Genomic DNA, 14,891 nt, shown 5'->3' on the forward strand with positions numbered 1-14,891 from the left:
GGCCTAAGCGCCACCAGGTCTGCATCGCTATCCCGCTTTTTGTACGCTATGATGCTTCTCCATTCCAGGGAGAACGCTAATGAAACCACAGGTTTACCACGTCGATGCCTTTACCTCGGTCCCCTTTCGCGGCAATTCAGCGGGCGTGGTGCTGCATGCTGACGGACTGAGCGAAGCGCAGATGCAACTGATTGCCCGCGAGCTGCGTCATTCGGAAACTGCATTCCTGCTGACCAGCAACGACAGCGATGTACACATCCGCTATTTCACGCCGACGGTCGAAGTCCCCATCTGTGGACATGCTACCGTCGCCGCGCACTACGTGCGGGCCAAGGTACTGGGTCTGAGCAACACGACTGTCTGGCAAACCTCGCTGGCCGGGCGCCATCGGGTGGATGTTGAAGCTATAGGGAATGACTATCGCATTAGCCTTGAGCAAGGAACACCTGGATTTGAACCTCCGCTGCAAGGCGCGGTTCGCGCTGCAATTATCCACGCCATGCATCTGAGCGAAGACGATATGCTGCCAGGGCTGCCGATCCAGGTTGCCACCACCGGCCATTCGAAAGTGATGATTCCGCTAAAGCCTGAGGTAGATCTGGACGCCCTTTCCCCAGATTTGCAGGCTCTGGCGACCATCAGCCAACAAATTGGCTGTAACGGTTTCTTCCCTTTTCAAATCCGTAAGGGCGAAAACGCCACCGATGGACGCATGTTTTCACCCGCAATTGGTATTGTGGAAGATCCAGTCACCGGCAATGCCAACGGGCCGATGGGCGCGTGGCTGGTTCACCACCGACTGATGGCGCATGATGGCAAAACGTTACGTGTTCAGGGGCATCAGGGCCGCGCGCTGGGTCGTGACGGTATAGTTGATGTGACGGTCGCTATTCGTGATAACCAGCCGGAAAAAGTCACCATTACCGGTTCGGCGGTGATCCTGTTTCATGCCGAATGGGCAATAGATTTTTAATCTATTCCTGAGGGCCGGATATGGCGATTACACCGCATCCGGCACTATTCCCGATGGTGTTATTTTCCCGCTTCCGGGTGCGTATCAAACGCCGCCATTACCGTCGCCAGTTCTTCTTCAGTAAATCCATGCTTCACATCATCCACGCCCAATCCAAACCGCGCCTGCAATAAGGCATACAGGCTGGCGACGTCAGGTAGATTAATCTGCTCTACCGCATGGCCATCCTGATAATGGGTAAAATGAAAATTGGTTAACGTAAATTTACCGCCGTCTGGCAGATGACGGCACATCAGCAGATGGTGACGAAAATGCGACTGCGGCCAATGCGCCGACCAGAAGTTGCCCATCAGATAATCGCTCTGATGCTGCATAACCAGGTCAAAACGGTACATTGATTGCCAGTGTTCGTGATGAAGGAACTGCAAAATCCAGTCTTCACCTTCCTGAATCAGACGATACTCTCCGTGTGGTGTGTGCTGTGCAACATCTGCCTGCAGACGAATCGGCGCTGTCAGCGTTTGCCCACCGAATCCGACGTCAGCGATCCACTGCTCTCCCCGTAGCTCAACCAGCAGCAGACGATGCGTGCGTGGCGGTAGGCTTGACGGATTCGCCAGTACCACACGTCCAAGTAAACTGCGAACGGTAAAACCGATTTCGCGGAGCGCCCGCTCAAATAACCCATTTTGCTCAAAACAATAACCGCCGCGACGCGCCGTCACCAGTTTCTCTTCCAACGATGTGTCGTCGAGTTGCATTTCGCGTGGCAGCAGCACATCGAGATTTTCAAAAGGAATGGCGCTGTTGTGCAGTAAATGCAGCGCTCGCAGGGTTTCAATGTTGACGTTGGCCGAACCTGACCAGCCAATACGGGCAAAATAAGCGTTTAAAAAAGGCGTCATACCAGCTTCCTGTTTGTGTAATGTTGTACTTATAACGCATTTTTAATTTTACGCTGTCGATTTTGTGCGTTGTTCTTCCTCACGAGGCGACAAAATCGCTAATACCGTTAATATCTAAGTTAATTGTGGTGTGTTATCTCTCAGCCAAGGAGCATCCATGAGCCATTTTCGTCCTCTCGAACTAAAACATGCCAGTCGACTGCTAAATCACGGCCCTACCATTTTAATCACCAGTCGGGACGATCATACAGAGCGGCGGAATGTGATGGCCGCTGCGTGGTCAATGCCCGTTGAGTTTGAACCACCGCGTATCGCAATTGTGGTTGATAAAACCGCCTGGTCGCGGGAACTGATTGAACGCAGCGGCATGTTTGGCATCGTTATTCCGGGGGTTGCCGCCGCCAACTGGACCTGGGCCGTTGGCAGCGTTTCCGGTCGCGTGGAAGATAAATTCAACTGCTACGGCATTCCTGTGGTGCAAGGACCGGTGTTGGGTTTACCGCTGATAGAAGCAAAATGCCTGGCCTGGATGGAATGCCGTCTACTGCCTGCAACGGCGGCGCAGGAAAAGTATGACACCCTGTTTGGGGAAGTGGTCTCGGCGGCCGCTGATGAGAGAGCCTTCGTGGAAGGACGATGGCAGTTTGATGATGACAAGCTCACTACCCTGCATCACCTTGGGGCCGGAACGTTTGTCTCCAGCGGGAGACGCATTACCGCAGGTGAATAATTGTCTGCTAACGAATGGCGGCTCATGCTTTTCATCCCTCACCGTCTTCTTAAAACTTCTGAAAAACCAGTCGGATGAATCGCTGTCCTTCCTTGCTGAATCATTTGCGTGAATTATAGTTAAACTTGCTCTAACTCAAATATCTATTCCAAACCCAATCAGTCAAAGCAGCATCCCCCAACTGTACTTATAAAGTGTCAGAGAGGTTTTACGATGCAACTGAATAGAATCGCACAAAGTTTTATCCTTGCCGGGTTACTCACCTCTGCCTCTGCTCCCCTGATTGCCGCTGAAGCGCCAAAGGACGCAACCGCTTCCACGCAACAAGCGAACAATGCGCTTTTCAATCAACTGCCCTTCTCCGATAACACCGACTTTACCGATGCTCATAAAGGCTTCATCGCCCCAATTCCTCAGGATGTGATCAAAGGTGAGCAAGGAAATGTCATCTGGAATCCGCAACAATATGCGTTCATTAAAGAAGGCGATAAAGCCCCGGATACGGTAAATCCGAGCCTGTGGCGTCAGTCCCAGTTGATCAACATCAGCGGACTGTTTGAAGTGACGGAAGGCGTTTACCAGATCCGTAACCTCGATCTGTCCAACATGACGATCATTGAAGGTAAAGAAGGCGTCACCGTTGTTGACCCGCTGGTATCAGCAGAAACGGCCAAAGTCGGGATGGATCTTTACTTTAAAAACCGCGGTCAAAAACCCGTTGTCGCGGTGATTTATACGCACAGCCACGTTGACCATTACGGCGGCGTACGCGGCGTTGTTGATGAAGCAGACGTTAAAGCGGGCAAAGTGAAGATTTATGCACCTGCCGGCTTTATGGAAGCGGCGGTGGCTGAGAATATCATGGCCGGTAACGTCATGAGCCGTCGCGCGAGCTATATGTACGGCAATCTACTAAAACCTGATGCCAAAGGTCAGGTTGGTGCCGGACTGGGAACCACGACCTCCGCGGGAACCGTCACCCTGATTGCGCCAACCAATATAATTGAAAAAGATGGGCAAAAAGAGGTCATTGATGGCCTGACCTATGACTTCATGTTGGCCCCAGGCTCCGAAGCGCCGTCAGAAATGTTGTGGTATATCGAAGAGAAGAAACTGATTGAGTCTGCTGAAGACGTCACCCACACCCTGCACAACACCTACTCCCTGCGCGGGGCCAAAATTCGTGAGCCGTTGCCATGGTCCAAATACATCAACGAAGCGATTGTACGCTGGGGAGATAAAGCAGAAATCCTGATGGCGCAGCACCACTGGCCAACCTGGGGTAATGACAAAGTCGTGAACCTGTTGAAAAGCCAACGAGATCTGTATCGTTACATCAACGACCAGACGCTGCGTATGGCTAACGAAGGTCTGACCCGCGATGAAATCGCCGCGAACTTTAAACTGCCGGACTCACTGGCGCATACCTGGGCTAATCGCGGTTACTATGGTTCCGTCAGTCATGATGTGAAAGCGACCTATGTGCTCTATCTCGGCTGGTTTGATGGCAACCCGGCAACGCTGGATGAACTGCCGCCGGAAGAAGCGGCGAAGAAATTCGTCGACTATATGGGCGGAGCGGACGCCATTCTGCAGAAAGCGAAAGCCGACTATGACCACGGTAACTATCGCTGGGTGGCCCAGGTGGTGAGCAAAGTGGTGTTTGCCGATCCCAATAACCAGGCCGCGCGCAACCTGGAAGCTGATGCGCTGGAACAGCTAGGATACCAGGCTGAATCCGGTCCGTGGCGCAACTTCTACCTGACCGGCGCGCAAGAGCTGCGTAATGGTGTGGTTAAAGGCCCAACCCCGAACACTGCCAGCCCGGATACCGTACGCGCCATGACGCCGGAAATGTTCTTCGACTATCTGGCGGTACATATTAACGGGCAGAAAGCGGGTGATGCCAAATCGGTGTTTAACATCGACCTTGGCAGCGACGGTGGTAAATATAAGCTTGAACTGGAAAATGGCGTACTAAACCATACCGCCAATGCCGAAGCAAAAGAGGCTGACGCCACGATCACATTGAATCGCGACACGCTCAATAAAATCATCCTCAAGGAAGTGACGCTGAAACAGGCGCAAGACAGCGGCGATGTGAAGATAACCGGCGACGGCGCTAAACTTGACGCTATGCTCGGCTATATAGATAAGTTCGAATTCTGGTTTAACATCGTTACACCGTAAACCTGTTGAAAACGGGCGGAAAATTCGCCCGTTTTATCTCACATGCTGTAGCCAGGTTTTTTAATTAACGTTGCCATCTGCGGCTTAATCTCCGCATCCCACACGCCCTGCCACGCCTCTGGCTCAACTTGATTCAGCGCCACGCTTACCGAGCTGTCTTTGCTTTGCAAATGACGAATAATGACGTCGGTAATATCCGCCGCCAGCGCGGATTTTTGCTCGTCGCTCAGATCGCGGGGAAAACATTTAATATCAACGTGCGGCATAGCAGGTTCCTTATTGTTTTGGTCAGAAAGTGTGTTTTCTCAAATAATCTTATTGTTTTTCAGCACGGAACGTAGCCGTGGGTGCTGGCAAACCGCATCAGCGATAGCGCTAATATTCGGCGTGTTGTCCTGGAACCAGTCATGTCCCGGCCCCCAGCTACGCATCACACAAATATAGACGTCCAGCAAGGTTAGCTGCTCTCCGAAAGCGTACGGCTCGGCGCTTAGCTGGTCATTCAACCACATATAGAGAGATTTTTGGTACTCAATACAATTTTTTTTCAACTGCGTCGGAGCATCCGGCACCCAGCGTTCAGGATAATCGGCATAGGTAAATGTGGGATAGACATTTGCCACCAGCCATATCAACAGACGCTGGAACTGCTGACGCTCGCTGCGCCCAACGGAGGGCGAAAGCTCGGGACAACGATCGAGGATCATCAGGGCGATCGCCGCTGTTTCCGTCATGACTTCGCCATTTTCCAGTACCAGTGTGGGCACCTGGCATAGCGGATTCATTGTCTTAAGCAACTCCCGCGAAGGACCATCGCTGTCAAAACCGTCGACATTAATAAAACTGTAAGGGATCTCCGCCAGTGTGAGCATCACTTCACTGATGGCCGATCCCCAGCCCGGCACCCCATAGACCTTAATCATGCTGTAACCCTCAACGTTAAAACACTAAGTGTAGAGCAGCATTCAATAACCTATGCAGGCATGATTATTACTCTCATAATAACAATGATCGGATATCGGGAGAAATAAGCGATGCGTTCCAGTATGTTTGAATATATGACCATTTTTATACAGGTTGTTGAGCAAGGTGGATTTGCCAGAGCTGCAGACGTATTACACCTGCATCGCCCCGCAGTGACCAAAGCCATCCAGCATCTTGAAGACGAACTGGGGGCAAAGTTACTTAACCGCACAACCCGTAAAGTGACGCTGACCGATGAAGGTGACGCTTTTTACCAACGCACAAAAATACTGCTTGGCGACGTTGATGACATCATGGCCTCTTTCTCGCCAACCCGCCCGCCACGCGGAAAACTCAGGGTTAATGCCCCTCTGTCGCTGGCGCATTCCGTGTTAGTTCCTGCGCTGAAAGATTTCCAGTCGCGATATCCTGACATCGAGATGGTACTCACCTCCACCGACCGTAAAATCGATATGCTTGCCGAAGGTATCGACTGCATGATCCGTATCGGCGAATTACAAGACTCTTCCCTGATATCCAGGCGACTTGGTGAAGTAAAGATGGTGACCTGCGCGTCACCGGATTATTTGCAACAACATGGCGTACCGCAGACGCCAGAGGATTTATCCCGACACCAGGCGCTTAACTTTTTTAGCGAGCGTCACCGGGAAGCGCTGGAGTGGTCCTTCATTAGCGGAGGTAAAACTTTATCGTTCACGCCCACCGGGCGGATAAGCGTTGATAACTCCGATATATTGCTGACCGGCTGTTTATCTGGACTCGGCATCATACGTGGTGTTCATGCCGTGCTGGCCCCCTACCTCCAGTCGGGTCAGCTCGTTGAGGTGCTGGCCGATTACGCCGGAGAATCAAAACCGGTTTCTGTGCTTTACCCCGACAGGCGTCACCTCACCCCTCGCGTGCGGGTATTCATTGACTGGCTGTGCGAACTTTTTAGCCAACAAAAACCGCGGCTTCAGGGATTGTTACGAAATGAGTAATAGTGAAGTTCCACAACTGCGGTTTTTCACTCTCATCTGAATCGTTAAATTGTGCGGACCCAATACAGAACAATTTACTGAGGTCTGCTATGTCTAAGGTCGTAGTTTTTAATCAAATTGGTGACGCTGACGTCTTGAAGATTCAGGACATGCAGGTTCCCGCGCCTGATGCAAATGAGGTTCAGATCCGCGTACGGGCAATTGGTATCAACCGTGCGGAGATTATGTACCGCACAGGCCAGTATATTTATCAACCTAATTTCCCGGCACGGTTGGGTTATGAAGCTGCCGGAGTCGTTGAATCCGTAGGAGACAACGTACGTGAGTTTGCACCTGGGGATTACGTTAGCGTCATTCCGGCTTTCAGCTTTCATCAATATGGTATGTATGGAGAACTCGTTAATGCCCCGGCGCACGCGGTCGTAAAACATCCGCAAAACCTCAGCTTTGCCGAAGCCGCCGCCAGTTGGATGATGTATGTGACCGCATTCGGTGCACTGGTTGAATATGCGGATATTAAACCTGGAGATAATGTGCTGATCAATGCTGCTTCCAGTAGCGTCGGACTGGCAGCAATTCAGATTGCTAATATGCTCGGCGCAAAGCCTATTGCGATGACGCGAACCAGCGAGAAGCGAAGCCAGCTTTTGCAGCTTGGGGCAGCAGATGTTATCGCCAGTCATGAGCAAGATCTTGTCACTGAGATCTCACGCATTACTGATGGCAAAGGAACCCGTGTGGTCTTCGATCCGGTCGGTGGCCCGGGAGTGGCAAAAATTGCCCAGGTGATGCCGGCCGGTGGGATCTTTTTCCAATATGGCTCGCTTGATGCACGAGACCTTTCTATACCGGTCATTGAGATCCTCGGTCGCCATTTGACTTTCCGTGGTTATGAAATTTTTGAAATCACCTCGGACGCAGAAAAACTTTCGCGAGCGAAACGGTTTATCTTTGAAGGATTGCAGTCCGGGCAGCTCAAGCCGCTGATTGATAAAACCTTCGCCTTTGATAATATCGTCGAGGCACATCAATACATGGAAGCCAACGGTCAGGTAGGCAAAATCGTCGTCACTGTATAACCCCTGTGCGGCACACCCTTGTGCCGCAATGTGTCTCAAAGCACTTTCGACAAAAACTGCTGGGTGCGCGTGTTGCGTGGATGATTCAGCACCTAATATTGTACGTTAATGCTGTTTTTAACCATCAAGAAATGAGAAAACTTGTCTCTGAGCGGGTTCTCGTATCTTGATGGGCTATGCTGAGAGCGCCTCTCAAACGATCTTAAGAAGATCCTTCTGAATCTTTGACCGTAATAGTATAGGTTTTATCGAACTCTCCTGATTTTGAAAGCATTCCGCCACCTAAGCCCCCATGTACTCGCACTTTAGCTATGCCTGCTTTTGTTGGTGTCCCTCTAATCTGGATACAATTATTGAATTCATTATCATCACAATACTGTAAGTGAAGCCCTAAATTATCTGGATGAATATCTCCAGCAATGACTTGTTTACCATAAAGATCATAAGAAAGAACTACTCCACCAAATATATTTATTTGGTTATAATAGGGAATGCCAACAGTTGCATCATTAAGCACCTCCCCTTCTGGAGTGAATTCTGCCTGCAACGAACAGGCAGACAGTAAAAATAAAGGCAGAACCAAAAAAAATTTTCCCATTTTATTTCAATGATTTGAAAACCATCCCTCCAAAAAACCTGTTGATAAAAAATTGCAAATCTTTGTTTGGTTTTATCCAGTTTTTTTCCTTTCCCCAAGAAAACAATTCTAAACTAATATATCCATTAGGATCTTGCATGACTGAACCATTCCAAACAACCCAGTGTGTAGGTAATGTTGTTTTATTTGTACTATTTACAAGAAGTCCATCATTTATCAATGTTACGACTTTATAATCTTGCTCAATATATTTATTTAAATCTCTGATTCCCTGAACACCCGCCTGAGTAATACCGACATTACTGAAAACCATTTTATAGCCGACTTTTTCAAACCATTCTGCCAAAATTTGCCAAATGGTGATACCAGCAACTGGAGAATCAAGAGCATCAAAGCTCAGCATTGTATTCTCTGAATCTCTGAGTCCAGCAAGTGTCATCCAGTCTGTACCGGCTATCTTCGGTCTGCCGTCATCATAGTAAAATGCACCTGTAGGATGCCGACAGCCTTTACCTGGCGAAATGATTAAATTACCTATTTTAGTTTTTCCGTATCGCCAAAGTTCACGGGCAGCTTGCGCATACACATCAGGGCGATCCTTTTGCAGGCAGTAAAAAAATGCTGCAGGTCCACATACACTTGCAGCTATTTGATTAGGGAAATCAAATCCGTTAAATCTTTCTTCTATTTGACGTTCTACTAATTTTTTATCAAAAGGATCCCTGGAATTACCAATGGGATATTCTTTTGCTATAAATGGTCTCTCCTCGCGGGTTATGGTAATTATTTTCGTTTCACCGCCCTGACTTTCAGGTTTAGGTGTACCTGCCGATTCAAAATAACAGAGATTTTCACGTTTAGCCTCAGACCATGCTTTACCTGTACTAAATTCTGCAAGCGTATACATCTTTGTGAAAGGCTTTGGAGTAACACTGTGAGTATGCAGCATCGTCTTACGATAAAGCGTCATTTCCATAATGTAGATAGTTGATAGAGGCTCATTTATATCTTCAGAAATATGTATCTGAGTTTGGTAGTTATCCTTAAATTTCTGCTGTCTCACATCTATCAGATAATATTTATTTCTGTCAGCATTCATACGATAAATAGATAGATCATATAATAAAGAGTTTGCAGGAACATTAGAGCGAATACGGGTGCTGAGCGGATAAACAGCCATAATTAATCCATTAATATGTGCAGGTTAATATTTTCAGCGGATTCAGCATAATGCCACTCTGTCATCCCTTGGCTATCTGTATTCCCCGTTTCTGTATGGCCGTCCGGGAGTATGAGAAGATACCGGCAATCCACCATCAGTCTGCCGTTATCATCTGCACACTTAAAACGAATACAGTTTCTGCTGCTGACATCCTGTGAGTTCTGCATCATTATCGATAATTGACTGGTGTCGCGGGTGGTTAAAGTACCCGCGCCACTGCTGGTATATTGTGTGGCTGTACCAAAAACATAGTGATTGGAGCAGCCACACAACACCCTGTCGCCAGTAGCTACATATGCTTTACCATTTTCCATCCAGTCCACTGCAGAAGCGAAAATTGGAAAATGTCCATTGCATTTCCGACAAATTGCCCTGTCACCGGTTTGGGCAATAGCTCTATCACCATCATACCAGGATGCAGAAGCAGTAATAATTTTTCCATAACTTGTTTTATCGCCGAGACAGGCCAGTGCTCTTACCATTTTCAATTCCTTAGTTAAAAAGTGGTAATACTCAATGGCATGATACATAACACATGATTTAAGCAAAATTTTACTATGCTTGCTCACAACTTCACTAAGGGTGATATATTCCAGATCCAAGTCATTATTCACATGATAATAAAGTGATTTTTTGATAATTAGTCACTAAGTTTGTTACTTAAAAGGAAGACTAATTTAGGATTAACGGACGTTCATATTTTCTTGATAATTTCACTCTTTGGACGCAGTACTCAAAGCACTTTCGACAAAAACTGCTGGGTGCGCGTGTGGCGTGGATGATTCAGCACCTGCTCGCTGCTGCCCTGCTCGACAATTTTGCCATCGACCATAAACACCACCTGATCCGCCACTTCCCGGGCGAAGCCAATCTCGTGCGTTACTACAACCAGCGTGGTTCCCGACTGCGCCAGCGCTTTGATAACATCCAGCACTTCGCCCACCAGTTCGGGATCAAGCGCTGACGTGGGTTCATCAAACAGCATGACGCGCGGATTTAATGCCAGTGCACGGGCAATGGCGATACGTTGTTGCTGTCCGCCGGATAAGTGACGCGACCAGGCATCGGCTTTATTACGCAGTCCTACCGCATCAAGCAGGGTTAATGCCCGCTCGGTAGCGGCTTTACGTGTTGCCAGACCGTGCGCAATGGGCGCTTCAATCAAATTCTCCAGCACCGTTAAGTGCGGGAACAGGTTAAAGTTCTGGAACACATAGCCGACGTTAACGCGCTGGCGCAAAATTTCCGCCTCTTTCAGCTCATACAGCTTGTCTCCCTGCCGACGATAGCCAATGTAATCGCCATCAATTTGAATAAAACCTTCATCGACGCGCTCCAGATGGTTGATAGTCCGCAAAAGCGTGGATTTCCCGGAGCCGGATGGGCCAAGAATAACGGTTACCGTACCGGGCGGGATCTCCAGCGACACATTATCCAGCGCTTTGTGGCGACCAAAGTATTTGCTGACGCCGGTAATAGAAATATGGCCTTCAGGCGAGTGGGACATGGGCGGTCTCCTGCTGTGGACGTTGACGACTGCGTTTTTCTGCACGACTCACCCGGGCGGTATTGATCGCTGAACGTCGTTCGCTACGTGCCAGCGCGCGTTCGACCAGGTGCTGAATTAGCGACAGGACGCTGGTGATCACCAGATACCACACCGCGCCGACCATCAGCAGCGGGATCACCTCCTGCGTGCGGTTGTAGATCATCTGGATGGTGTAGAACAACTCAGGCATGGCCAGCACGTATACCATCGCCGTCCCTTTCGCCAGACTGATGATTTCATTGAACCCGGCAGGCAAAATAGTGCGCAGCGCCTGCGGCAGGATAATTCGCAGCGTACGTCGCCATGCCGGTAAGCCCAGCGCCGCAGCAGCCTCGTACTGACCGTGATCAACCCCCAAAAATCCACCACGAATAATTTCAGCGGTATAGGCGCTTTGCACCAGCGTCAGGCCGACTACCGCAGTGGAAAACTGGCCGAGTACATTGATGGTCTCAAAACTGCCCCACTGAATGGGAGTAAACGGAATACCAATCGTCAACGTGTCGTACAGATAGGAGAAGTTGTACAGAACGATTAGCACTACAATCAGCGGTAACGAGCGAAACAGCCAGATGTATCCCCATGCCAGACCGTTCAGCAGCCAGGAAGATGAAAGTCGCGCCAGCGCCAGCAGACCGCCGATGAGAATACTCAACAGCGTACCGATAAGCGTCAGCAACAATGTTTGCCCAAGACCGGACAAGATAACCGGATCGAAGAACCAGCGGGCAAACACGCCCCATTCCCAGCGCGGGTTAAACGCCACGGACTGGATAATCACCGCCAGAACAAACAAAGCAATGATCGCTCCGACGGTACGCATGGGATAGCGCGCCGGTACGACTTTAATGCTATCAGTCGTTTTCATTTTATCTCCTCAGGCTATTCTGGCCTGACCGGCGATGGTCAACAGTTTGGTAAAGCGCAGTCGTCCATCAAACGGCGGCTGGCTGTACTCTTCGGGATCGCGCGCCGTATCAAACTGCGGATCGTAGCCCTGACTTAAATACAGCCGGACGGCCTCCGGCTGGCGAAATCCTGTGGTCAGATAAATCCGGCTGTAGCCCGCGAGTAGCGCCCTACGCTCCAGCTCCTGCACTACGCGCGCCGCCAGCCCCTGCTGTCGCAGGCTACTTTTCGTCCAGATACGCTTAATCTCGGCGGTATCTTTGTCGTAAGGTTTGTAGGCCCCGGTGGCGATGATCTCACCGTTACGTTCCAGTACTACGAACAGCCCCTGCGGCGCCAGATACCATTCGGTCAGTTCCACCTCTGCGTCGCGAGAAAAATAATCGCCATAGCGGGCGGCATATTCACCAAACAGACCGTTCAAAATGGGTTGCAGCTCGCTGGCTTCAGGTGAGACCACGCGAAATTGATCGCTCACGATAACCTCCTTAGTCGCCTAACCCGGCTGGGTTGATCTCAGATTGCGGAATGCGTTCCACCCCTTCCCCCCAACGGTTCAGTACCTTGTCGTAGTCGCCGTTGCCAATCACGCCGTTGAGGGCGGTTTGCACAGGCAGAACCAAACCGCTGTCCTTTTTCAGCGTCACGGCGATATGTGCCGCTTTTGGCCAACCGCCATCAACGCTACCCACCAATTGTGTTTTACCGTTGAGCGCGGCTTTCCACGCGCCAATAACGTTAGGACCGAAGTAGGCATCAGCGCGACCTGACTGCAGGGCCAGAGTCTGGGCGGCATCGTCTTTGGTATACACTGGCGTAAACGGCTGTAACCCTTTCTTCACGTTTTCATCGTTCCAGGCCAGCAGGATGGCTTCCTGGTTCGTCCCCGAACCGACGATAATGCGCAGACCGGCGATATCTTCCGCCTGCTCGATTTTCTTCAGCTTGCTGCCGGTTTTGACATAAAAGCCCAGGGAGTCCTTACGATAGGTCGCGAAATCGAATTTCTCTTTCCGCGCTTTTGTGACGGTAATATTGCTGATCGCGGCATCGTATTTGCCGGAGGTGACGCCCAGCGGCCAGTCTTCCCATGATGTGGGCACAACGTTGAGTTCCAGCCCCAGACTGTCTGCCACCAGACGGGCAATGTCCGCCTCGCTGCCGATCAGTGTTTTATTGTCATCGGCAAACACGGTCAGCGGCGGCTGACTGAGCCCGGCAATCGCCACGGTGAATTTGCCCGGTACGGCCAGGTGCAGGTTCGCAGGTAATTGCGCAATCGCCTGCGGATTTTTTGCCGTATTAATCGGCGTTTTATTGGCTTCCAGGCTTACGCCCGTGCCGTTAATAGTCACGTCATTTGCCCAGACGGTCGCGCTGAAAGCCAGCGACAGCGCGAGGAAGACTGATTTTTTCTGCATAGCGTTTTTCTCTTATTGTGTGAATTGATTTGCAGGTGTCGCTAATCCCAGGCTTGCACGCAGGGTCGTACCGGGATATTCATGGCGGAACAGGCCACGGGCCTGAAGCACGGGGATAACCTGTTCGACAAAACGTGGGAAGGTATCCGGCGTTCCTCCCTGAATGATAAAACCGTCAGCTGCTTTCTCGTCGAACCACTGCTGAAGGCCGTCGGCTACCTGCTGCGGCGTGCCACTAAAACGCGGACGCGGGCTGGCGGCTTCCAGGGCAACCTGACGTAGCGTTAACCCCCGTTCGCGCGCATTACGCTTGATCTCATCGGTCGTGCTGCGAAAGCTATTTTGTCCGAGGGAACCCAGATCCGGGAACGGTGCGTCCAGCGGATATTGGGCAAAATCATGATGTTCGAAGTAGCGGCCAAGGTAGTTCAGTGCGTCAGTAATGGAAACCAGCGCAGCGGTAGTCTGATACTGCTGCTCTACGTCCTCTGCACTGTCGCCAACAATTACGCTGACGCCCTGGAATATATGCAGTTGTTCGGGACCGCGCCCGGTGGTTGCTAATTGGCTTTTAACATCCTGATAGAACGCTTTAGCCTCCGCCAGCGACTCCTGATGAGTAAAAATGGCATCAGCATGCTGCGCTGCTAATTTCTTGCCATCGGAAGAAGCCCCAGCCTGAAATATAATTGGACGGCCTTGTGGTGTTCGCCCGATATTTAACGGCCCGGCAACCTGAAAATAATCCCCATGATGGTTAAGCGTGTGCAATTTTTGCGGATTAAAAAATTCTCCGCTTGCCTTATTACGGGTAAAAGCATCATCTTCCCAGGAATCCCACAGTCCTTTCACTACTTGTAAATATTCATCGGCAATACGATAACGCTGGGCATGCTCTGGATGCTGGGCGCGGGAATAGTTTTTTGCCGACCCTTCCAGAGGCGACGTCACCACGTTCCATCCGGCACGGCCCTGGCTGAGATGGTCGAGGCTGGCAAACTGCCGGGCGGTGGTAAAGGGCTCGCTGTATGACGTGGAGACAGTGCCAACCAGTCCCAGATTGCGGGTGATGCTGGCCAACGCAGATAATACCGTCAGCGGCTCAAAGCGATTTAAAAAATGTGGAATTGATTTTTCATTAATATACAGACCATCGGCGACAAAAATAAAATCCAACTTCCCTTTTTCCGCAATAAGCGCTGTTTCTTTAACAAAGTCAAAACTAATACTGGCATCGGCCTGCGCCGCCGGATGACGCCATGCAGACATATTTCCCGATGCGCCATGCAGAATAGTGCCGAGCCGTAGTTGCCGATTTTCAGCCATAATAACCCCTACCCAACAGGTAAAA

14 protein-coding genes and 1 pseudogene are annotated in these 14,891 nt (G+C 50.3%); 5 read left to right on the forward strand and 10 right to left on the reverse strand.

The genetic code is table 11. The annotated features are described in order from the left end of the window. Nucleotides 1-79: 79 nt before the first annotated feature. Nucleotides 80-973, forward strand: a complete 894-nt coding sequence (locus FOB24_RS13455) for a PhzF family isomerase (protein ID WP_150345038.1) — start codon at nucleotides 80-82, stop codon at nucleotides 971-973. 59 nt (nucleotides 974-1,032) lie between these two features. On the opposite strand, the gene nhoA is transcribed toward FOB24_RS13455, so the two are convergent. Next, entirely contained in the window at nucleotides 1,033-1,878 is an 846-nt protein-coding gene (nhoA, locus tag FOB24_RS13460) for an N-hydroxyarylamine O-acetyltransferase (protein ID WP_150345039.1), read from the reverse strand. A gap of 157 nt (nucleotides 1,879-2,035) precedes the next feature. On the opposite strand from nhoA, the gene FOB24_RS13465 reads away from it, so the two are divergent. Together FOB24_RS13465 and FOB24_RS13470 are read left to right on the forward strand one after the other, a co-directional pair. Next, on the forward strand, nucleotides 2,036-2,608 hold the full coding sequence (locus tag FOB24_RS13465; protein ID WP_038640667.1) for a flavin reductase family protein: 573 nt from the start codon (nucleotides 2,036-2,038) through the stop codon (nucleotides 2,606-2,608). 213 nt (nucleotides 2,609-2,821) lie between these two features. After that, nucleotides 2,822-4,798, forward strand: a complete 1,977-nt coding sequence (locus tag FOB24_RS13470) for an alkyl/aryl-sulfatase (protein WP_150345040.1) — start codon at nucleotides 2,822-2,824, stop codon at nucleotides 4,796-4,798. A gap of 38 nt (nucleotides 4,799-4,836) precedes the next feature. Here the strand turns inward: FOB24_RS13470 and pptA are convergent, their stop codons facing one another. Beyond that, nucleotides 4,837-5,064, reverse strand: a complete 228-nt coding sequence (gene pptA, locus FOB24_RS13475) for a tautomerase PptA (protein WP_069324916.1) — start codon at nucleotides 5,062-5,064, stop codon at nucleotides 4,837-4,839. A 39-nt stretch (nucleotides 5,065-5,103) separates the two neighbouring features. Next, nucleotides 5,104-5,721, reverse strand: a complete 618-nt coding sequence (locus tag FOB24_RS13480; RefSeq protein ID WP_150345041.1) for a glutathione S-transferase family protein — start codon at nucleotides 5,719-5,721, stop codon at nucleotides 5,104-5,106. Nucleotides 5,722-5,832: 111 nt separating this feature from the next. Here FOB24_RS13480 and FOB24_RS13485 point away from each other — a divergent pair, with 111 nt between their 5' ends. Then, entirely contained in the window at nucleotides 5,833-6,762 is a 930-nt protein-coding gene (locus tag FOB24_RS13485; RefSeq protein WP_069324918.1) for a LysR family transcriptional regulator, read from the forward strand. An 89-nt stretch (nucleotides 6,763-6,851) separates the two neighbouring features. Then, nucleotides 6,852-7,841: a zinc-dependent alcohol dehydrogenase family protein gene (locus tag FOB24_RS13490; RefSeq protein WP_150345042.1), complete on the forward strand. Its 990-nt coding sequence runs from the start codon at nucleotides 6,852-6,854 to the stop codon at nucleotides 7,839-7,841. 202 nt (nucleotides 7,842-8,043) lie between these two features. On the opposite strand, the gene FOB24_RS13495 is transcribed toward FOB24_RS13490, so the two are convergent. From FOB24_RS13495 to FOB24_RS24290, 7 genes and pseudogenes are all read right to left on the reverse strand, one after another. Beyond that, on the reverse strand, nucleotides 8,044-8,439 hold the full coding sequence (locus tag FOB24_RS13495; RefSeq protein ID WP_110498044.1) for a hypothetical protein: 396 nt from the start codon (nucleotides 8,437-8,439) through the stop codon (nucleotides 8,044-8,046). A 1-nt stretch (nucleotide 8,440) separates the two neighbouring features. Further along, on the reverse strand, nucleotides 8,441-9,619 hold the full coding sequence (locus tag FOB24_RS13500; protein WP_150345043.1) for a hypothetical protein: 1,179 nt from the start codon (nucleotides 9,617-9,619) through the stop codon (nucleotides 8,441-8,443). Nucleotides 9,620-9,621: 2 nt separating this feature from the next. Continuing rightward, nucleotides 9,622-10,143 (reverse strand): PAAR domain-containing protein, encoded by a 522-nt coding sequence (locus FOB24_RS13505; RefSeq protein WP_137351471.1) that lies wholly within the window; start codon nucleotides 10,141-10,143, stop codon nucleotides 9,622-9,624. A gap of 251 nt (nucleotides 10,144-10,394) precedes the next feature. Next, a complete protein-coding gene (locus tag FOB24_RS13510) occupies nucleotides 10,395-11,168 on the reverse strand; it encodes an amino acid ABC transporter ATP-binding protein (RefSeq protein WP_038640679.1) in 774 nt (257 codons plus the stop codon). Next, nucleotides 11,152-12,078, reverse strand: a complete 927-nt coding sequence (locus FOB24_RS13515; RefSeq protein ID WP_038640681.1) for an amino acid ABC transporter permease — start codon at nucleotides 12,076-12,078, stop codon at nucleotides 11,152-11,154. The genes FOB24_RS13510 and FOB24_RS13515 overlap by 17 nt, the downstream gene beginning before the upstream one ends. 9 nt (nucleotides 12,079-12,087) lie before the next feature. Beyond that, complete coding sequence (locus FOB24_RS13520; protein ID WP_006684497.1) at nucleotides 12,088-12,597, reverse strand: GNAT family N-acetyltransferase; 510 nt, start codon at nucleotides 12,595-12,597, stop codon at nucleotides 12,088-12,090. Between the two features lie 10 nt (nucleotides 12,598-12,607). Further along, nucleotides 12,608-14,866: pseudogene (locus FOB24_RS24290) on the reverse strand (NtaA/DmoA family FMN-dependent monooxygenase). Nucleotides 14,867-14,891: the final 25 nt, after the last annotated feature.

Source organism: Citrobacter werkmanii (genome assembly GCF_008693645.1).
GTDB lineage: Bacteria > Pseudomonadota > Gammaproteobacteria > Enterobacterales > Enterobacteriaceae > Citrobacter > Citrobacter werkmanii.